The following is a 19,902-nucleotide window of genomic DNA, read 5'->3' as shown; positions in this document are numbered from 1 at the left end:
ATGTCTGAGCATAATTCGATTCAATTTGATCCAACAGCGTTACTTATTATCAAGAATGAAATTGATAACTCAATAAAACTGGTAGAAGGTGCTGTAAGTACATTAATTGAAGAACAAGCTCTCCCTTTTGGTATTGATGATGCATTAGAACAATTTAAACAATGCACTCAAGTATTACGTCTTATTGATATCCCCTATTTGGCAAAAATTACTCAATATTCAACTGAGTTGATGCAAAAAATTATGGCTAAGCCAGAACACATCAACACCGATGAGGTTGTTGCTCTAAGTGAAGGCACGACCATGGTGAAACGCTATATTGAATTTATTTGTTTACGTGAAGTTGAAGTACCCCAGTTTCTTTTGGACACTCTAAACAATTTAGAAAAAGCCTTAAATAAACCATTAACATCATCTGGTCAGCAGATCGCCTCAAACCTTACAACAACTTCACTTGAGTTACCGTTACCCGAAGTACTCATTAATGAGAAAACTCAGTTTATCCATCAGCTTTATAAATTATCTTTACATCAATTTTTAAATAAAACTGAAACCGCTCGAGACTTTCAGGCATTCAAATTGATTGGTAGCTATTTAGTCAGCATGGCTCATGGTCAACCAAGCCAACAATATTGGCAATTGGTTAACTCTGCCTTTAATCACATTGATGAACTTGTTTTAAATGATGCTCGCTTACGTGTATTCATTAATCTTGAAAATGCTATAGGCCTATTTTTAGCATCGCCAGAAAGCTTTGAGGCAAACTTAACTGCTCTAGCAGATATTATTAGTATTGTGATTGGACAAGAAGACCAGCTTGCGCAGCAAATTCGTGGGCAGCTAAACATTGGTCGTGAGTTCCTTACCGACACTCAACTTAAAGCACTGAGCCAACATTTGTATGGTCCAGACTTTGATACCATGCAAACGGTAAGTCAATTGATCTTAGACGAAATGAACAAAGTTCGTAATGATATTGAATACAACTACCAAAACATGTCGCCAGAAAAGGCTCAGCAACTTCAAAGCAGCCTTATGCAGCTTGCTCATACCTTTAACTTACTCAACTTAAATGAAGCAGCAGCCGAGCTTTCTCATCAAGCAAGCAGTTTAAGTCAAATCAATATATTGAGTAATGAAAACTACGCTCAGCAGCTCATGAAGAGCATTTTATCTGCCATGAACGCGATTGGTATTTTGGTACGTCATTACTCATCTAACCGTCTACAAATTCGTGTGAACAACACTAATATTTCTTTAGATCGTTTAGATGAAGCACATGAAACATTATTAAATGAGACAAAAAATTTAATCGATTTTGTATGTCAAAGTTTGACTTTATATGCCAACGATCAAACCCAAAATATTGAAGCAATTGCAGGCTCATTAAAAGAATTGGCTGGTGCGGCTGAATTTTTAGGAAGTACGGTTCAACAAAATGCTTTGCTTGAAACTGCTAAATTTGTACAGCAGCAAATCGATCAGAACCAAGCTTTTAGTCATGATCAGATTCACTGTATTTTTAACGTATTAGCTGGACTAGATATGTTAGTTGACAATTTAAAAAATAAACAGCCTGTTCTACAATCCATGTTTGATGTAGCATTGCTAAGTAGTCAACAACTTCAAAAAAAGGCAGCTTAATGTCTGAATTATCACTTGCTTATATTTTTCATCACCAACAATTATTGGTTGACCAAAACTTTCAATTACCCAAAGTCGAAAAGTTAGCAAGTGATCTGCTTTTCACTCATGATGAACAGGTCATTGCACGTGACCTTCTGAGTGAAGAAGCTATACCAGAAGGTCTGCAACTCGTTCCAATTCGTCAACTTATTTCTAACTGGTCAAAAGAGCAATTTTTACAGGCGAGTCGTGCTGTACAGTTGCTCGAATGGCGACGTAACCACAAGTTTTGCAGCCACTGTGGACATGCCACCGAAGTACACTCAAGTGAATATGCGATGGTATGTCCTGCTTGTGGTTATCACCAGTACCCTCGTGTAAACCCCTGCATCATTACCATCATTACTAAAGGTGATGATGAAATCTTATTAGCAAAATCAATTCACAATAAAACCAACATGTATGGTTTGATTGCAGGTTTTGTAGAAGTTGGGGAAACTCTTGAAGAGGCTGTTCAACGCGAAGCTTTAGAAGAAGTGGGCCTTAAACTTAAAAATATTCAATATATGTCAAGCCAGCCTTGGCCATTTCCAAGTAATCTTATGATTGCATTTAAAGCTGAATATGAGTCAGGCGAGATTTCTTTGCAGGAAGATGAAATTGCCGATGCACAATTCTTTAAATTTGATCAGCTTCCTGAAATTCCATTTAAAGGCAGTATTGCACACGCAATGATTACGCAGATTACTCAAGCAAAGTAATCTGCGCTTTCTAAAACTCAATAGTTTTAGAATACTTCTTCAAGAAAATGCAAAATGGTTCGTTTTGTTCTGAAGTAGTGACTTACAAAACTCGATAGACTGGCCAAAATCGTGATGTGGCCAGTTTTAGGGATAATAGCAATATGGCTATGATTCCCCTTCTCCCTAAGAGCTTGATCCATATCCAAAGTATTATGTTGTTTTACGAGCTGATCATTTTCAGCCATGAGTAGATAATGCTTAATATTATTTTGATTTACAAAATAATAAGGCATCACCTCTTTATAAGAAATGTCCTGATCAAAAGCATCTTCAGCAAGCGGATCACCCTTATAATCAAAATGATACGGACCAGCTAAACCAACTATTGCCTTAATTTTACCTAAACATTCAATTTTAGTTGAGTCAGGGTGATAAACAGCAGACATTACATTAAATGCACCTGCCGAATGCCCCATAAGCACAATATTCTCTGTCGAGATTTCGTGTTTTTCCTGATTTTGATGCAAATAATTTAACGCGTGTGTTAAGTCATCTACATAACTTGGAAAAATATTTTTGGGTGCAAGCTGATAGTTAATGACAGCAACGTCATAACCTTCTTTTGTAAAGGCTTCACCAACAAATAAATAGTCTCGTTTATTACCGTGTTGCCAAGCACCACCATGTACAAAAACAATGAGTGGTCGATGTGCTAAACGCTTAGTAGAACGATAAATATCTAGACGATGGCGAGGCTTTAAGCCATAACGCACATTTAAAACCTGCTCGAAACCATCTTTTGGTGTAAAACGGTTTAAAGCAAAGCTCCCCAAATCATAGAGGCGGAACTCTTTATAAAGAGTTCTCGCCTGCTCAATTTTGCTTTGTAATTGTTCAATTAAGTTCATATTTTATTGTGCAGTAGATGATGCTGGATCTGCTTGGTCCGGATCAATTGCAACAGGAGTTTGAACTGTTGGTTGAGCAAGAACATTATTAATTACTGGCGTAGTCGTTGTGTTGCCCGTCGATGCTGCCGGAGCCGGTGCTAAATCAATGTTATCAATAAGCGTCACAATTTTGGTCACGTTACCCACATTTTGAAGCACATTGTTTAAGTCATTAATTTCAGCTGTATTTAAACGCCCCATCACATATAAAACGCCATCTTCGGTATGGACGAGTACTTTACTGTCCGATACAACTGGCGCTTTCATTAATAGAGCACGTGTATTTGCAGTTACACCAGCATCTTGCATGATCGTGTTATAGCTTACTTTGTTACCTACCGTAATATAGTTATGTACGGCTTTCACATCGCTCATCGCTTTAACATTGTCTTCTGCTAGCTGTTTCAAGTATGGGTCTGGCACCTGACCAGTTAACAATACCGTGCTATGGAAGCTTTCGATGTTAATACGAGATTGTTTAAAACGCTGATCAAGCTTATAGAGGTTAATATTCGCTGTACGTTTAATTGAAGAGTCAATGAATACTTGACCTAAGCTACGTACACCACTATCTGTTCCAACTGGAGCTGTACCTGTTCCACCAGAAATAAAACTTGCGCAACCTGACAAACTTGCGACACAAAGCGCTGTTACAGCAATACGTTTCAACACTCCACCAGACTCCTATCAATCTCTTCTTGGCTTGATCATAAACATCGGTTTTAATTTGCTCAAAAGAGTAATGAACTCTTAATCCAAAGTAAATGCATTTTCGATCCATTGCAGATCATAATGGAATTTCGAAAAGTCTTGCTGTACTGTTTTTGCAATTTTCTGTGGAAAATCAAAACAAATCACATCAAAACGACAATAAAAATCCTGATAAGATGGATAGCGCTGTAAAAACCTCATCGCCGTTTTAATTATTTTTTTCTGTTTGCTCAAAGTGACCATTTCACAAGCTTGACCATAATTTCCCTGCCCTCGCGCTTTTACCTCAACAAAAATCAATTCGTTACCGCGTTTTACAATCAGATCAACCTCACCACGGCGAGAGTGATAATTACTAGCGACCCATTCATAATTTTGTTCTTTTAAAATTTTTAATGCTGTTTGTTCAGCCCATTGCCCGAGCTGCTGTGCGACTAACATAATTTTCCCCATTAGAAATGTAAATACTCTCAATGCTTGCTCTATACGTTTTTAATTTTTTTCAATTGAGCAAATCAAAAGCAGATGTCTTGAAAAGTAAAAAAGCCCAATGACATTGTTCACGCCAAAAAGATAATTTCGGGTACACTAACCCATTAAAATTGTTTATCTGTACGGAGTAAAAACCAAATGAGTGCTCAGTTATTTGTTGTAGCCACCCCTATCGGGCACTTAGATGATATGACTTTCCGTGCAATTGATATCTTAAAATCAGTTTCTATTGTGGCTGCCGAAGATACACGCCAGTCAGCTCAATTGTTTAAGCACTATAATATATCTACTCCACTTACAGCATGTCATGACCACAATGAAAGCAATAAAATTGATCAGTTAGTTCAAAAGCTACTTGCTGGTGAAAATATTGCTTTGATTAGTGATGCAGGCACACCACTTATTAGTGACCCCGGTTTCAAACTGGTTCGAGCTGCTCAAGAGCATGGTATTAGAGTTATACCTGTACCTGGTGCATGTGCTGCAATTGCGGCGTTAAGTGCTGTAGGCCTACCAAGTGACCGTTTTAGTTTTGAAGGCTTTTTACCATCAAAAGCTTCTCAACGTATTTCGCAACTCGAAAAACTTAAAAATGAAACTCAGACCTTAATTTTTTATGAAGCACCACACCGTATTTTAGAGTGCGTAAAAAATATGGTTGAAATATTTGGTGAAAACCGCCCTGTCGGTTTTGCACGTGAAATTACCAAAACTTTTGAAACCATTAAAAAAATGACTTTAAAAGATTTGGTCAGTTTTATTGAAAATGATCATAACCAAGAAAAAGGTGAAATTGTTCTTGTGGTTGGTGGTGCAGCAGAAAAAACCGATCTGGAACAAGAAAAACTAGATGAGCTCTTAAAGCGCTTACTTCAAGATTTATCTGTTAAAGCGGCATCTCAACTTGCTGCAGATCTAACAGGTATTAAGAAAAAAGTCGCTTATCAACGTGCACTTGAACTGACACAATCTTAATTTTTTAACTAAGTGCGGTGATGGCAAATACTTTATGCCATCCCGCGCATGAATTTTGCATAATAATATTAATCATAAAAACAAGAGTATTGATATGGCTGAACAGCTTGGAAAACTTGGCCCCCATGAAGGGCAAGAACTAGAATTATTATTGTCTGGTAAGAAACCAATTGCTTTATTTTATGACTTATTACCTACTGAATTTGTGAAGCACCTTGAGCAAGGTACTTTAACTATGCTCAGTAAAGATATTGAAACGTCTTTATCTGTACCTTTTTCAATTATGCTGATCTATAAAGATGCCTCTTTAGCAGATTTAAATGAACTCGTGTTATGTATTGAAAAATCAATAAAGGAAACTCAACTTGAAGAGCGCCTAGAACTCGACCGTAGAATCGGACAACTTTTAGGTTATTCAGCGCAAGACATAGAGTTTTATATTCAACACCTTACAAACTTTTTATAATCGTAAGCTCTTAACCTTATCGCAGTATTTGTTTTGCTGATTGAACAATCTTTTCGGTCAGTACATCAAGTTGCTTCGACTGTCTTTTCCAGTGGTGCCAATACAAAGGAACATCCAGTTGAGCCTCAGGCATAATGTCAATAAGTGTTCCATTTTCAAGTAATGGTTGAACTTGAAGTTCGGGTACCATTCCGTAACCTAAACCCAGCTGAATTGCTTTAACGAAAGCATCTGTGGCAGGAATAAAACTATAAGGATAACTCTGCATCGGTAAACCATATCCTTTTAATAAAACTTCCGAATGCATTAAATCTTTATGATTAAAAATAACTGCTGGTGTTTTTCTTAAATTTTCTCGGTTAATTCCACCACTAAACCAGTGGTTTACAAATTCGGCCGATGCCAGCATTTTATAGCGCATTTTACCAAGAGGCTGAGCTAAGCAACCCGCCATAACCTGCTCTTCTGCTGTGATACATGCATTAACCTGCCCCGTTTCTAGCAAAGTATGCGTGTGTGATTGATCATCAATTTTTAGCTCTAACACTATTTTTTCTTTAAATAATGTTTGCTGAATAGTGGGTAAAAGCCAAGTTGCTAATGAGTCTGCATTTGAAGCTAAAGCAATTTTATAAAATTCCGATTCAGAAGATTTACCCATTAAACCTTGTAAAAGATTTTGCTCCATTAACCTTGTATGACGTAAATGCTGCAGCAAGGTTTGCCCTGCTTGGGTGAGTACACAAGGGCGGCCGCGTATAATTAAAATCTGACCCAAATATTTTTCTAGTGCTTGTACACGTAGTGATACAGCAGAGGGAGTTACACATAGATGCTCTCCTGCTGCATCGAAACTCCCGACTTCTGCAACTGCGAGAAAAGCTTCACATTGCTTACTATCTAACATATACAAACCTAAATTATTTTTAGCCAAACCTAAATATTCTTAATTTTACTTATTTCTTAATAAAAAGTCAGATAATTCCCGCATCTGATTTTTTTGCTTAATGGTTATGCTTTCTCTGAGTGTGTTTTTTAAAGGTTTAGGTATTGGTAGCGGCCTAATTGTAGCGATTGGTGCCCAAAACGCTTTTGTTCTAAAGCAAGGGCTTAAACAGCAATATGTATTTTGGTTATGTTTAATCTGTGCCCTGTCTGATTCGATTTTAATTGCCTGTGGTGTATTAGGTTTTGCCGAAATTATGACAGCATCGCCTATCTTAATCTCGGTCGCTAAATATTTAGGAGCAACGTTTTTATTGGTCTACGGTGCAAAAGCATTTTATGCTGCGTTTAAAACGAATCAAGGCATGGAGCTTGATGGCAGTCAAAAACAGACACTAACCCAAGCACTTGTAACCTGTCTGGCCTTTACTTGGCTAAATCCACATGTTTATTTAGACACAATTGTACTGATGGGTTCAGTTGCAACTCAGCTAGAAGATAAAATTAGTTTTGCTTTGGGCAGCATTCTTGCTTCTTGGATTTTCTTTTTCAGTTTGGGTTATGGTGCAAGATTATTAAAACCACTATTTACCAATCCAAAAGCTTGGAAAATTTTAGATTTTCTTATTGGTTGTGTTATGTGGAGTATTGCAATTTCACTTCTCATCTAATGCATTCAAACACTAAAAAGTACCATGCTTACATGGTACTTTTTATTTATGCAATCAAAATTAAGCTTCTGAACCCAACATCACCTTTGATTGTTTTCTTTCCTGTAATGATTGCTTAATCACAGCATAGCCCGAAGATACACCTAAATATGCAATCACAAAGGCCACCAATAAATCCGGAAATACAGTGCCTGTTCCAAACACGCCTACAGCAGCAAAAATAACAGCAATGTTGGCAATAGAGTCATTTCGACTACACAGCCACACAGAACGCATATTGGCATCCCCATCTCTAAATGCATAAAGCATTAAAGCAACAGAAACGTTAGCAATTAAAGCCATTACCCCAATTGCCCCCATGACCATTGGTTCAGGTGAAACACCATGAAAGAATGACCATACTACTTTTGCAATGACGAAAAAACCAAAAGCAGCCATCGTAACACCCTTAACAAGAGCTGCGGTTGCACGCCAGTAAAGGCTCATCGAGAGTACAACTAAAGACAAAGCATAATTTGCTGCATCTCCGGCAAAATCTAGTGCATCTGCCCATAGTGAAACAGATTGGGCTTTATAACCGCCTACAATTTCAACGACAAACATGAGTGCATTAATTACAAGAGCAATCCATAACGCTTTTCTAAAGCGCGGGCTTACTTTCTTTGTAGGAGAACATGTTGAAGCACATCCACATCCAGCCATTTTATTTCCTCAAAAACTCTTTTATAGTGATTAAAAACCCTTGAGTAGCTCCAGAGTCAAGTCTTATGAGTCTTTCTATTGGCCAATTATCAAAAAAAGCGGATGTCCCAATTGATACTATTCGTTATTACGAAAAAGTAGGTGTGCTGGACCGCATTCAGCGCTCAGAAAATAATTATCGTGTTTACACAGATCAAACACTCGCGGACCTATTATTCATTAAGCATTGCCGCGAATTAGATATTTCTCTCAACGACATTAAAACGCTAAAAGAAATGAAAGCTCAGCCGAAACAGGCTTGTACGGAAGTTGATAATTTGGTGAATAAATATTTGATTGAAGTATCGGAAAAAATTGAACGACTTTTGCTTTTAAAAGAAACACTCATCGATTTAAAACAACACTGCTCGACCGACCGTACAGTAGACGAATGCGGCATTTTAAAAGAACTGCAAAACAACCTTTAACTCAACCTAAAAGCCAATAAAAAAGCATCACTCATGTGATGCTTTTTTATTATTAAAGGTCGCTATGTTCATCTGGCGGAACTTCAGTAATTCTCCCGCCGCGAGCTAAAAATGCGGCAATTTCATCTTCCAATGCTTGGCGCTGTTTTTGTTTCGCAGTTACGGTAAGCGTTTCTGCTTCAGCAAGATCAGCATCAGTTAAGTTGCCTGCTTCTTCATCAGCCGCGCCACTCTCAGCCGCTTTGGCTTCATCTTCATCTACAGCAGAATCTTCTGCATCTTCATAATCATTGATATCTGTCATATTTACACTCCCCACAATGATTTGTATTGCATCATCGCTATGGTCTTTGAGACCTCAGAAATTTAGCAATCTCTTTGCATTTAGCAAAGAGCCAAATTGGTCAAATCCGTATCTTTTCTGACCGATTTGGTAATGATATATAAATGATTGTTTAAAAAATATCTACTGATATTTATTTAGACCAGTAGAGCATAAACTTCGTAATTATTTTAACGACTATACAGGGTGTTTTGTAAAGCCCCTAAACCGTTTGCTTGTTGCATAAAACGCTCTTTTAAGAACGAAATTTGTTCAACCTGCTTAAGCCCTGCATTTCTGACCCAAATAAATGGGAATAGCTCAGAACTTTCTAACCAACCAATTGCCGACATACTATGCATCATCGCATCGTTTTGTCCTTTACGGCGGTGCTCATAACGCATTAAGGTTTGTTCATGCGCCCATACGCCACGACCTAAATCATGCAGTAGTGCATCACAAAGTACCGCAGCATCTAAACAACCAATATTCACCCCTTGCCCAGCAAGCGGATGGATAACATGAGCTGCATCGCCAATTAGGGCTAGGCCAGCTTTAACGTATTGTTTTGCAGCGCGCGCTTTCAATGGAAATTGGGCTCTTGAACGAACATCGAGCACTTCACCCAACATATGTTGGCTTTCACGAGTTAGAAGTTGCATAAACTCAGCATCACTTAAAGCTGAATATTCATCGGCATAATCATCTGGTAGTGTCCAGACAATGGACTGCCAGTAGCCGTTTTCACTTTCTTCAAGACTCGCCATTGGCAAATATGCTAAAGGCCCTGTAGGTAAGAAGATTTGACGAGCAACATAGTGATGGGGCTTAGACGTTTTAATTGCACAGCTAATCGCTGCTTGCTTGTAATCTAGTACATCTAGGTCAATAAAAGCTTGTTCACGTACAAATGAATTTGCACCATCAGCACCAATAAGCAGTTTAGTTTTAAGTGTAGATCCATCAGCCAGTTGTATATGCCAAGACCCAACACCTTGCTCAATACGGGTAACACGAACTTGAGTACGATAATCGGTTAACTGCTCAAGCATTTTTTGTTGAATGGCAACATTCAATACGCTCGGCTCAACCATAGAACCCAAGGCTTGTTCTGGCATTGGTCTTTGTACAGACTCATGGCCAAAATTAATTTCACCATAGCCATTTAGGTTCCACACTTGCATGCCGGTATAAGGCATTTGACGTGCTAAATCATCCCAAACATTCACTGTTTTAAGTAAATGAATGGTCGCTTGGCTAAGTGCTAAAACACGTGGGTTCATCACACTTAATGTTTTTTCAACATCAAGTACAGGGGCAGCATCAAGCACCGTAGGCTGTACACCACCTTGTGCAAGTAATAAAGCAGTTAAGCCACCAACTAGTCCACCACCCACAATAACGACATCTAACACTTCGCTCATGCTTTTAGCCCCATTGCATAGTTCGCTACCAGTGGCTTAACACCCGGAATTACATCAAATGCAATTAATCCCGTATTACGAATTAATTTTAATAATGGATTTTGGTTACTAAAACCACGAACGACAGTATCGCAGAACTTAATTACTCGTTGTTGATCAGATAAACGGGCTTGTTCATAGGCAAGTAAATTATCTGGGTTACCAATGTCATCAGATGTGCTTAACTGGTTTACCAAATAACGTAGCAACACATCTGCATCACGTAGGCATAAATTAAAACCTTGCCCTGCAACAGGATGAATGGTGTGTGCTGCATTACCCATTAAAATAACGCGTCCAACCGCTTGTTTATGCGCAAGCACTTGTGAAAGCGGATAGCTAAAGCGTTTACCTGTTTTTTCAAATTTACCCGCTCTGTCACCATAGGTTTTTTGCAAAGCATCTAAAAAGTGTTGGTCGTTTTCTTCGCCTAACCACTCATCTTCAGTGCCCTTTTTAACAGGCCATACCACTGAGCGACGGTATTCACCCGGTAAAGGCAACAACGCCAAAGGCCCTAAAGCACTAAAACGCTCAAACCCTACATGCTCATGTGGCTTTGAAGTTTGAACAGTCGTAACGATCGCAACTTGATCATAGTCGTGGACATCAACACCCACACCAATTGCTTGACGACAGAAAGAATCACGCCCATCTGCTGCAATTAATAATTTTGACTCAAGCTTTAAGACTTCATCACCACGCTGAGCTTCGATATGTACCTGTTCAGCGTCTTGAGTTAAAGCAGTGACTTGTACACCATCAATTAGCTCAATCAAAGGTTGTTGGCGTACTTGAGTTAATAAAACACGACCGAGCCACGCATTCTCAATGACTTGTCCAAAGCTTTCGACTTTCTCTTGTTCTGCAACTAAACGTGCTTTACCAAAACTGCCTTGCTCAGTAATGTGAACTTGCAAAATTGGAGTGGCATGTTGTTGTAATGCATCCCATAGCCCTAGCTTTTGATAAATCTGTACGCTACGACGCGATAAAGCCGTATTACGTGCATCGAAACTGGAATGGTAAGGGGCAACATTCTGATCATCATAGTTTGGGTATTTCACAGCTTCTAATAGCTTGACTGCGATATTAGCCTTCGCCAGCATGAGGGAAAGGCTCAAACCCACCATACCCCCACCTACAATAATCACTTGTTGTTGCATCGAGTTTGCTCCTTTGGCGAATACGTTTAATTATGCTTTAGCTTGCGCCATTAAATGTTCAATGTCTGCAATATCTTTAACTACATCGGCAGTTAAAACTCGTGGGCCTTTTGACGTTGCGACCACATCATCTTCAATACGAATACCAATACCACGCCATTTTTCATCTACTGTTTCATCATCTGGCGCAATATATAAACCTGGTTCGACAGTAACGACCATGCCCTCTTCATATTGTCGCCACTCGTCATCTTTTTTATAAGAACCGACATCATGTACATCCATACCTAACCAGTGGCCTGTACCATGCATATAAAACTGACGATATGCTTCATTTTCAATAAGCTCACTCACATTACCTTTGAGCAAACCTAAATCAACTAAGCCTTCAGTTAAAATTTTGACCGCAACCTCATGAGGTTCACGGTAGGCATTACCAATACGTACTGCATCAATCGCCGCATATTGAGATGCCAATACCACTTCATATAATGCTTTTTGTTCTGGACTAAATTTTCCGTTTACCGGAAAAGTACGGGTAATGTCCGATGCATAAAACTCATATTCACATGCAGCATCAATTAAAACCAAATCACCGTCTTTAAGAGACTGGTTATTTTCAACATAGTGCAAAATACAAGCATTAGCACCGCCACCAACAATACTGTTGTAAGAAGGCACACAGCCGTTTTGCCCAAATACATAATTAAGCTCGGCTTCAAGTGCATATTCCATCATGCCGGGGCGAACAGTTTGCATTGCACGAGTATGTGCCTTAGCACTAATTGTTGAAGCAATTTGCATTAGCTCAATTTCTTGCGGTGACTTGATTAAACGCATTTCATCAACAATGCGATCAAGTTGAACTAACTGAGCTGGAGCAGCTTCATGACGGTGCTCTGCATTTGCTTTTTTAATCCATTGGCTTACTCTGGCGTCAAATGCAGCATTGTGTCCGATTCGATAATAAAGACGTTCTTTATTTAATAATTTTTCAATAATTTCTTCATCAAGCAGATCAATCGCATAGGCTTCATCTGCCTCATATTCTTCAATTGCGCCATCAATTCCAGCACGGTAACCATTCCAGATTTCCATCTCACGATTACGTTCACGACAAAATAGACTATAGCTATAGTCTGTAACATCATCAAAAGTTTCTATGACAGCAACTGCCTCAGGCTCTGCAAAACCAGTCAAATAGAAAAAACTACTATCGGCACGGAATTTATAATCCGCATCACGATTACGGTACATTTCCTCACGCGTTGCAATAATCGCAATGCTGTTTGGACCCATTTTTTCTGCTAGACGATTTCTGCGATGTTGAAAATCAGCTTGAGGCAATTTCATAATGATCTACTTGATTTAGAATTTTAAAGTCAAAAAATTAAACACAGCCAATAACACATCGCCTCAATTAACTTGGGCGATGTGGTGTAAACATTTCTACAATATTTTGATCTGCAGTGCCTACAGCAGAAGTTTTACTTTTTGCATAAAAGTTTTTCAATAATGAACTTTCAGCAACTGTTACTTTCTTTCTACCAATAGATAAGCTCACTGGAATAAGACGTACAAATTCATACAATTCTTCGTAACTGCTTTCGCCTTCTTCGTCATTATCAGAATCTTCAAACTCTACTGCTGCCACATCTTGTAGATGTTCAATTAATTCGCGCTCATCAGCACGTACATGACCGGATGCCAAACCAAAACCAAGTACAACGCCAGCACACCAGTCTGATAATGCTTGTACACGGTCTTGAAGCGTATGCTCATCATCTGGAAGCATTGGTAAATAGTCCAATTCATCTTCCGACAATGCATGCGCTACATCTTCGGTTTCATCAGTTAAAAGCGCTAAAGCTTCTTCATTTAAATCAGGAACATTAAGTGTTGTTAAAATTTGTGTCCATTCTTCACGCGTTGGTGCTTCTGTCACACAAACAATACCTGTTAGTAAACCATGTAACTCACTAGGGCTTGAAATTTCTTCAATTCCTTCAAAATGAGCGTTCCATTCTGTCCAGCCTGAAATATCGTCTTGCATTCGTTTATCCAATCTCTATACTTCGTATATATTACCTTTGATTGCAATTCTGTGCGACCTCGTTATGTTAGAACAATTACAGCGGCTACAAGCGCATATTGGCGTTTTAAAAACACGCTTACATCATCTAGAGAGTGAAAATTCTGCTCTCTCGGAAGCTAAACAACTAGCTGAAACAGAGCATCACGCACAAGTTGTGCAAAAAAATAGCATCATCACTAAAAAACAAGAGGAAATTGAGACATTAACTGAGCAACTCACTCAGTTACAAGGTCAATTTCAACAATTGAATCAAGATGCTAACACACTTGCAGAGCGTTACAGCCGCCTAGAAAAAAGTACGACCGATTTAAAAAATCGTTTTCAAGAAATTTTGGCTGAGCGTAATGAGTTACGCGTCACTAAAGAAAAACTTCAGTCACACCAACGTCAAACTCAACAAGAGTTACATGATTTGCAGCAAGACCGTGACCGTTTGTTACAAAAAAATGAACTTGCCAAAGCAAAAGTTGAAGCAATTATTCAACGTTTAGCAATTTTAGGTACAGCTCAAGATCAAAATGCGCAAGAAATTCAGCAACTTGCTCACCCAAATGCTGAAGCTGGTGAGGAGACACAATCATGAGTGAACAAGTCATGGTAGAGCTTCGTCTGATTGAGCAAACATTTAGGCTTGCAACGACATCAGATAAAAAAGATGAGCTTGAACGTGCAGCTGAACTTCTTAATGAGAAATTCAACGATATGCGCCGTAGCGCCCCTCGCGTTGAGCATAATAAACTTGTCATTATGGTTGCCTTACAGCTTACTCAAGAAGTGTTAAGCTTGAATAAATCTTTGCAAGAATATACGCACTGTGAACGCCTACTACAGGCTATTTTGGAAGATGTTGAACAAACTATTTAATCAAATTCCGATAATAAAAATGCCTTGCTCTATTCATTGATAGTGCAAGGCATTTTTATATTGAGGTTCTCTTATGTACCTCATGATTGTTATATGTACTTTTAGTGTACAAAGCTTCATCAAATGAAGACTAACTTTACAGTTCAATAAACTCAGACGATTGCCAACTGAATAAGATAGGTTATACTTAAGCTATCTCTGGGATGTTCGCCAGCGGGTCTATTCCCCTGCCGATACTTAAACTTATGGATTGCGTTCTGTATATTTAGAGTGTATGCCTACCTTCGAGTAGGAAACCCAGCAAGTATACGTCGCGTCCACCTTGAACTCGTCGGGTTCAGGGTAACGACACATGCAGCGGCATCTTCGGAGCATTGATTTTTATTAAATGATTAGAAATATAATTTTTATTTAAATTAAGCACTCTAGACAGAACTGTCAGTCTATTCCTTTTATTTCTTATAATTAATTAGCTAAACTTAAAAAATTAAACGCATATTATTTTTCGTTTCTATTTAAGCATTCTTGATACCACCCTGTCTGAAAATCTTCGATGGCTTTACGCTTAAAGAAACTTGTTTTAAATACTTTGGCAGCATAAGCTGAGTTAATTAAGTCTTGATAAAGCTGCTTTGCCTTTTCATCTGCAAGCCCATCAGCAATTTGTTGTAAATCTTGTGAAGGCACTTTTTGTTGTCGTGCTTCCATCACGTTATAAGCAACTTTTTTTACGACATTACAAATATCGGGATCATTTGTGTTTTCAGTAGCGTAGCAACCCGAGGCAATCAAACTTAGCAATAATATTTTAAATTTCATATCCCTAGCCTATATTTATTATTAAATGTCCATTTAATAAAACGAATAAATGAAAAAAATTTTTCTTTCAAAATGTTCAGGTGGGATTGATGACATAAAAGTAAACCATCATGACCACTAACAAGATAGAAGCAAGCGTTAAGTAGGTGCCAACCGTATTAAAACTCTGCAAAAATTTTAAGATTTGCATTTCAAATCCAATCAAAATTTAAATAATTAGCAGGAATAAATTTAGCACAACTAAATAATGCTAATCAATTCACAATTATTATTTTTCATGTGATAAACAGCATATTTTTAATTATCACATTTTATTCCTAAAGTTCCTTTATAGTAATCCGTTGCACTTTTCAAATCTGACAGTAATTTTTCTTCAGTATACGGCTTTGGTGAAACTTTTATTAATGCCGGCATATATTGTTTTTTATATACATCAGGATAGTCATGGCATAAAATTTTAACCTTAACTTCTTGAGGTGTTTTGGGATTATCTAATTGATCTAAAAACTCACCAATTTTTCGGTCAGACTCTTCAAATTGAGCATTATAGTCAACTTGAGGAGCTTCAGATTCTGCCTGTTTTGTGCATGCACTCAGCAAAGCCGTGCATACGATCACTGTTAAAATTTTTAGCTTCATAGACTTCACATTTTCATATTCATCTTTAAATATACTTATCCTGATTAAATGTAAATAAATACTGTAAATACGTAAAAAAGCTAAAAAATCTTATAGGGATGTCTTTTTCTAGAGAAAAGCAATTTTTAATTTATCGATTAAACTAGATTGTTTTTTATAGTAGTTAAATTTCGGTGAAACTATAGAAAAATAGGTATAATTTTGCACGACTGATCTCAAATCTTTGTTAGATTTATCCATGAATGAACTAAGTTTTATTAGAAAAAATTTAAGATCTAAAAGACGTTCTTTAACTTCGTTTGAGCAAAAACAGGCTGAGCTTAGCGTATTACATTTTCTGAATACTCTTCCTATTTTCCACTTTTCAAAAAAAATTGGCTTATATCTACATGCTTTCGGTGAAATTCATACCGATCTTTTGATCAAGCTTTGTTTTAAAAAGAACAAAAAAGTCTATTTACCAATGATCTGCTCAATGAATCAACATTTAGTATGGGTAAAGATCAATAAGAACCAGTATTTAAGTCGTCGTTTTTCTCATCATCCCTTAGGTATGAAAGAGCCTATGGCAACGCGAGGAAAACATGTATCACAGCTTGATTTACTGCTTATGCCTCTTTTAGCTTGTGATCAATATGGGACACGTATTGGCATGGGTGGTGGTTATTATGACCGTACTTTGGCCAGTGCTCAGCATAAACCTTACCGATTAGGATTGGCACATCAGTTTCAATTTATTGAACATACATTAGAACGCCAAAGCTGGGATCAGCCCTTAGATGGTTTACTCACGCCGCAGCACTTTTATTATTTTAAAAGATGATTTTTATAGAAAATTTATAGAACCTTAAATATATCTTTTTACTTTTTTAGTCCCTTAAAACGAAAAAGTAACCACCCTAGGGATGATTACTTTGCCGTGACAGACCGTTTTACCAACTTATATTAACACGTCTATTTGGTGCTAAACATTGAATAAGTTGTGAACTATTGTTACCGCTACACTGCTTATATAAATCTGTCTGACTATTTGCGTGTATTTGGATTCGGCTTGCTTCAATACCATGCTGCACCAATAACTCAGCAACTGTATTGGCACGTTGTGATGATAATTTCTGGTTATAGCTAAATTTACCTAACGGATCCGTAAAACCTGAAACAATAACAGGAGTCGTTGTTTCGCTTTTCTTGATCTGCTCGGCAATTTTCGCAACACTGTCAGTGCTTTCTTCAATAGCATTAACATCGAATCGATCAAAGGCAAATAAGACACTCGCTGTACGTTCTGTAATTACATTACTATGAGCTGGCGCCTGATTCTTTTCACCCAAAGCAACCAAACCTTCACATGCTTCACCTTTCCAAGATAAACGTTCTGCTAGATAATGCTTATCAAAATCAATACGCAACTGGCAACGTTGATACTGATTCGTGTTAGGAATACGGACATCTAATACATAGTTCCAGATTTTTACCGCAAACACCCCTTCACTAAACTGAGGATTTCCTAGTAAAGCTCGAATTTGGTCTTTATTTAGGCCTTGATCTAAACGAGCGACATCTTGGTATTCATAACGTTTTACTTGTTTCAAATAACTATCTGAAACTTTAGGAAAAGTGACATCTTTTTGAGATATTGCTTCTTCTTGTGCATAACCAACCATTGCCAGGCCAGAAAGAACAGCAATAAATAACGCCTTAACTGTATTTTTCATACTTTTACTCTCGAAATGGAGAATGAGGAAGGCCTTGCCTTCCTCGCCTAGTCAAATTAGTCAATTACACCACTAATACCGATACGAACACTTGGATCGCCTTGAGAAGCTGCCGCTACACCACCTGTAAGCGACCAACGTCCATTATCAGCAGTTTTACGTAAGGTCACACCGACAGCATTTTCACCACCATGATAGGCAGCGCCCACAGCATAGGTATATTTACCTGCGACAAATGGTGCATTTTCTAAAGCCATCGCAGCAGCAATACCTGCATTGGCTTTTTTCTCAACGTCATCAATGCGCTTATTCGTTGAATAGAATGCTTGCTCCAGCTTATCGCTCACATTATCAATTTTGGTATTTAATGTTTGATCAGCTTGATTCAATGCACCTATCGCATCACCAACATTGTTGTAGGACTTATCACCCACGTTATAGGTCGGGTTTGAGAAGCTTTGGGTAATATTGTTATAACCAGCCCCACCGCCTAAATAGTTAGCAAGCGCCTGATTGGTCGTATTAAGCTGAGAGCCATTTACTGCATCTTTTGAAGTCGCTGTAACAGCACCCGCTTTCACGCCAGTCACTGTACGGTCACCTGCTGTTCCAGCAACATTCACTTGAGTACCACCAGTGTCTTTACCTACAGTAATCGCAGCGTCTTTATCTGCTTGCTGCACTAGACCAGTTTTACCATTGTTAATGTCATTTTTAAGGTTCGAGATATCACCCGTATTTTTGTCGACCTGTTGTTGAACATTCCACAACTGACCTCCATTCACTGCATCTTTAGAACCTGCTGCTACAGTACCATTCGCTACATTCTTAAGTGCAGTACCATTTGCCCCACCAGCGAATGTCACTGAATCTTTATTTACAGTACCATCTGCATTTTTGTCATACTGAACTGCACTATTAGCCAAAGCACCAACATTGTTATTAATGTTCGTGATTGCACTATCAAGTTGGCCTTTGTTCACTGCATCTGTCGTGTTAACACCAGCAGCTACATTGCTAATGACCTTATTGCCTGCGCTGATTCCAGAAGTAGTGATACTTGGGCCACCCGCAATGATTAGGCCTGTTGCTCCTAACTGAACGTTATCACCAACTTTTACACCAGTCGTATCAATAACTGTATTACCAGCCGTGACACTATCAACCTTCAAGTTTTTGTTCAGCGCGACCTTGATATTACCTTCATTATCAGTTTCGCTGCTTTGAGCAACAGTTAAGTTATCATCACCTGTAAAGTTGACTTTGCCATTTGGTTTAATCTTTTTAGCAGTCGCTGCATCACCATTGGCTGAAACAGTCCAGCCTGCATTCGCTGCTGTACCTGCATCGGTGACTGCTTTATCCAATGCCGTTAAAGCATCGCCAACATTGTTTGCACTCGTACCTGCCACATTGTAAGTAGGATTAGTAATCGAACCATCTGGATTAGCTTTAGCACCACCACCAAAAATATTGGCTGTAGAATCACCATTCTTAGTCACGCGACTATCGAGGGTATGTAACTGACTACCATTCACTGCATCTGTTGATGTAGATGAAATGGTGCCTGCTGCAACATTGGTAATCTTCTGATTGCCTGCATTAATACCAGACTTGGTTACGCTTGGGCCACCTGTAATAGTTAAACCATTGGTGTCTAGCTTGCTGTCGCCTGCTGTTACACTGTCAACATTAAGATCACGATTTAAGCCATACTGGATCTTGTTACCAGTCTTGGTTACTTTCAGGTTGCTTTCGCCTGCAACCGTACCAATGTCAACTGTATCGCCAGCTTTCACTGCACCCGCATTGGCACCATTGCTTTGTAGTGTCCAGCCTTTATCCAGTGCAGTGATCGCGTCACCAACGTTGTTCACGTTGTTGCCATTCACGCTATAGATCGGTGAACTGACTGCGCCCGTAACCGGATTATAGACTGCTCCACCACCCAGATTGCTTGCCGTACTTGTACCTAAAGCATCTGTCTTGGTATTCGCGGCTGTAGTTACTGCACCAAGTTGACTTACATTAACAGCATCAGTTGCATTAGTGCCTGCTGCTACATTGGTAA

The 19,902-nt window shown here is 38.5% G+C and carries 24 protein-coding genes and 1 other RNA gene; 10 read left to right on the top strand and 15 right to left on the bottom strand.

Annotation, left to right across the window (positions count from 1 at the left end; translation table 11 throughout):
- Complete coding sequence (locus ACH8JV_RS15015) at positions 1-1,644, top strand: chemotaxis protein (RefSeq protein WP_396522160.1); 1,644 nt, start codon at positions 1-3, stop codon at positions 1,642-1,644.
- Positions 1,644-2,387, top strand: coding sequence for an NAD(+) diphosphatase (gene nudC / locus ACH8JV_RS15010; RefSeq protein ID WP_198071460.1), 744 nt, complete (start codon positions 1,644-1,646; stop codon positions 2,385-2,387). Before ACH8JV_RS15015 ends, nudC begins: the two co-directional genes overlap by 1 nt.
- 26 nt (positions 2,388-2,413) lie before the next feature.
- Here the strand turns inward: nudC and ACH8JV_RS15005 are convergent, their stop codons facing one another.
- The 3 genes from ACH8JV_RS15005 to ACH8JV_RS14995 form a co-directional block, all read right to left on the bottom strand.
- Positions 2,414-3,277, bottom strand: coding sequence for an alpha/beta hydrolase (locus ACH8JV_RS15005; protein WP_396522158.1), 864 nt, complete (start codon positions 3,275-3,277; stop codon positions 2,414-2,416).
- Positions 3,278-3,280: 3 nt separating this feature from the next.
- Positions 3,281-3,991, bottom strand: coding sequence for a BON domain-containing protein (locus ACH8JV_RS15000; RefSeq protein WP_151818733.1), 711 nt, complete (start codon positions 3,989-3,991; stop codon positions 3,281-3,283).
- 78 nt (positions 3,992-4,069) lie between these two features.
- Positions 4,070-4,471 (bottom strand): YraN family protein, encoded by a 402-nt coding sequence (locus tag ACH8JV_RS14995; protein ID WP_087606552.1) that lies wholly within the window; start codon positions 4,469-4,471, stop codon positions 4,070-4,072.
- 189 nt (positions 4,472-4,660) lie between these two features.
- On the opposite strand from ACH8JV_RS14995, the gene rsmI reads away from it, so the two are divergent.
- On the top strand, positions 4,661-5,497 hold the full coding sequence (gene rsmI, locus ACH8JV_RS14990; RefSeq protein ID WP_396522156.1) for a 16S rRNA (cytidine(1402)-2'-O)-methyltransferase: 837 nt from the start codon (positions 4,661-4,663) through the stop codon (positions 5,495-5,497).
- A gap of 94 nt (positions 5,498-5,591) precedes the next feature.
- Complete coding sequence (locus ACH8JV_RS14985) at positions 5,592-5,963, top strand: hemin receptor (RefSeq protein ID WP_396522154.1); 372 nt, start codon at positions 5,592-5,594, stop codon at positions 5,961-5,963.
- Between the two features lie 16 nt (positions 5,964-5,979).
- Here ACH8JV_RS14985 and ACH8JV_RS14980 read toward each other — a convergent pair whose 3' ends face one another.
- Complete coding sequence (locus ACH8JV_RS14980) at positions 5,980-6,870, bottom strand: LysR family transcriptional regulator ArgP (protein WP_396522152.1); 891 nt, start codon at positions 6,868-6,870, stop codon at positions 5,980-5,982.
- Positions 6,871-6,976: 106 nt separating this feature from the next.
- Between ACH8JV_RS14980 and ACH8JV_RS14975 the strand changes: the two genes are divergently transcribed.
- The gene (locus ACH8JV_RS14975) at positions 6,977-7,579 is read left to right on the top strand and encodes a LysE/ArgO family amino acid transporter (RefSeq protein WP_396522150.1); all 603 of its coding nucleotides are present in this window, start codon (positions 6,977-6,979) and stop codon (positions 7,577-7,579) included.
- A gap of 60 nt (positions 7,580-7,639) precedes the next feature.
- On the opposite strand, the gene ACH8JV_RS14970 is transcribed toward ACH8JV_RS14975, so the two are convergent.
- Entirely contained in the window at positions 7,640-8,281 is a 642-nt protein-coding gene (locus ACH8JV_RS14970; protein WP_396522148.1) for a cation transporter, read from the bottom strand.
- Positions 8,282-8,346: 65 nt separating this feature from the next.
- On the opposite strand from ACH8JV_RS14970, the gene ACH8JV_RS14965 reads away from it, so the two are divergent.
- Complete coding sequence (locus ACH8JV_RS14965) at positions 8,347-8,748, top strand: MerR family transcriptional regulator (protein WP_396522146.1); 402 nt, start codon at positions 8,347-8,349, stop codon at positions 8,746-8,748.
- 52 nt (positions 8,749-8,800) lie between these two features.
- Here the strand turns inward: ACH8JV_RS14965 and ACH8JV_RS14960 are convergent, their stop codons facing one another.
- The 5 genes from ACH8JV_RS14960 to ACH8JV_RS14940 all read right to left on the bottom strand — a co-directional run bounded on the left by ACH8JV_RS14960 (position 8,801) and on the right by ACH8JV_RS14940 (position 13,752).
- Positions 8,801-9,052, bottom strand: coding sequence for a hypothetical protein (locus tag ACH8JV_RS14960; protein ID WP_033852997.1), 252 nt, complete (start codon positions 9,050-9,052; stop codon positions 8,801-8,803).
- A 209-nt stretch (positions 9,053-9,261) separates the two neighbouring features.
- The gene (locus ACH8JV_RS14955) at positions 9,262-10,494 is read right to left on the bottom strand and encodes an FAD-dependent monooxygenase (RefSeq protein ID WP_396522144.1); all 1,233 of its coding nucleotides are present in this window, start codon (positions 10,492-10,494) and stop codon (positions 9,262-9,264) included.
- Positions 10,491-11,699: a 2-octaprenyl-6-methoxyphenyl hydroxylase gene (ubiH, locus tag ACH8JV_RS14950; RefSeq protein WP_311088040.1), complete on the bottom strand. Its 1,209-nt coding sequence runs from the start codon at positions 11,697-11,699 to the stop codon at positions 10,491-10,493. The genes ACH8JV_RS14955 and ubiH overlap by 4 nt, the downstream gene beginning before the upstream one ends.
- A 30-nt stretch (positions 11,700-11,729) precedes the next feature.
- On the bottom strand, positions 11,730-13,052 hold the full coding sequence (gene pepP / locus ACH8JV_RS14945; RefSeq protein ID WP_396522141.1) for a Xaa-Pro aminopeptidase: 1,323 nt from the start codon (positions 13,050-13,052) through the stop codon (positions 11,730-11,732).
- 67 nt (positions 13,053-13,119) lie between these two features.
- Positions 13,120-13,752 carry a UPF0149 family protein gene (locus ACH8JV_RS14940; protein ID WP_031996835.1) on the bottom strand — a complete coding sequence of 211 codons (633 nt, stop codon included), beginning with the start codon at positions 13,750-13,752 and terminating at the stop codon, positions 13,120-13,122.
- 64 nt (positions 13,753-13,816) lie between these two features.
- Between ACH8JV_RS14940 and ACH8JV_RS14935 the strand changes: the two genes are divergently transcribed.
- The 3 genes from ACH8JV_RS14935 to ssrS all read left to right on the top strand — a co-directional run bounded on the left by ACH8JV_RS14935 (position 13,817) and on the right by ssrS (position 15,035).
- Complete coding sequence (locus ACH8JV_RS14935; RefSeq protein WP_253860784.1) at positions 13,817-14,377, top strand: hypothetical protein; 561 nt, start codon at positions 13,817-13,819, stop codon at positions 14,375-14,377.
- Positions 14,374-14,658 (top strand): cell division protein ZapA, encoded by a 285-nt coding sequence (locus ACH8JV_RS14930; RefSeq protein ID WP_396522139.1) that lies wholly within the window; start codon positions 14,374-14,376, stop codon positions 14,656-14,658. The genes ACH8JV_RS14935 and ACH8JV_RS14930 overlap by 4 nt, the downstream gene beginning before the upstream one ends.
- A gap of 192 nt (positions 14,659-14,850) precedes the next feature.
- Positions 14,851-15,035: non-coding RNA, 6S RNA (gene ssrS, locus ACH8JV_RS14925), on the top strand.
- A gap of 121 nt (positions 15,036-15,156) precedes the next feature.
- Here ssrS and ACH8JV_RS14920 read toward each other — a convergent pair.
- The 3 genes from ACH8JV_RS14920 to ACH8JV_RS14910 all read right to left on the bottom strand — a co-directional run bounded on the left by ACH8JV_RS14920 (position 15,157) and on the right by ACH8JV_RS14910 (position 16,116).
- Complete coding sequence (locus tag ACH8JV_RS14920) at positions 15,157-15,477, bottom strand: hypothetical protein (protein WP_396522137.1); 321 nt, start codon at positions 15,475-15,477, stop codon at positions 15,157-15,159.
- A 76-nt stretch (positions 15,478-15,553) separates the two neighbouring features.
- Positions 15,554-15,667 (bottom strand): hypothetical protein, encoded by a 114-nt coding sequence (locus ACH8JV_RS14915; RefSeq protein WP_253861125.1) that lies wholly within the window; start codon positions 15,665-15,667, stop codon positions 15,554-15,556.
- Positions 15,668-15,774: 107 nt separating this feature from the next.
- Complete coding sequence (locus tag ACH8JV_RS14910) at positions 15,775-16,116, bottom strand: hypothetical protein (RefSeq protein WP_311072035.1); 342 nt, start codon at positions 16,114-16,116, stop codon at positions 15,775-15,777.
- 238 nt (positions 16,117-16,354) lie between these two features.
- On the opposite strand from ACH8JV_RS14910, the gene ACH8JV_RS14905 reads away from it, so the two are divergent.
- Positions 16,355-16,939 carry a 5-formyltetrahydrofolate cyclo-ligase gene (locus ACH8JV_RS14905; RefSeq protein ID WP_396522135.1) on the top strand — a complete coding sequence of 195 codons (585 nt, stop codon included), beginning with the start codon at positions 16,355-16,357 and terminating at the stop codon, positions 16,937-16,939.
- 109 nt (positions 16,940-17,048) lie between these two features.
- Here the strand turns inward: ACH8JV_RS14905 and ACH8JV_RS14900 are convergent, their stop codons facing one another.
- Positions 17,049-17,831 carry an OmpA family protein gene (locus ACH8JV_RS14900; protein WP_396522133.1) on the bottom strand — a complete coding sequence of 261 codons (783 nt, stop codon included), beginning with the start codon at positions 17,829-17,831 and terminating at the stop codon, positions 17,049-17,051.
- Between the two features lie 56 nt (positions 17,832-17,887).
- A partial coding sequence (locus ACH8JV_RS14895; RefSeq protein ID WP_396522131.1) for a YadA-like family protein occupies positions 17,888-19,902 on the bottom strand: 2,015 nt, incomplete at its 5' end.

Source organism: Acinetobacter sp. ABJ_C5_2 (assembly GCF_044538485.1).
GTDB classification, from domain to species: Bacteria; Pseudomonadota; Gammaproteobacteria; order Pseudomonadales; family Moraxellaceae; genus Acinetobacter; species Acinetobacter nosocomialis_A.
This window is presented reverse-complemented; position numbering and strand designations above follow the sequence as displayed.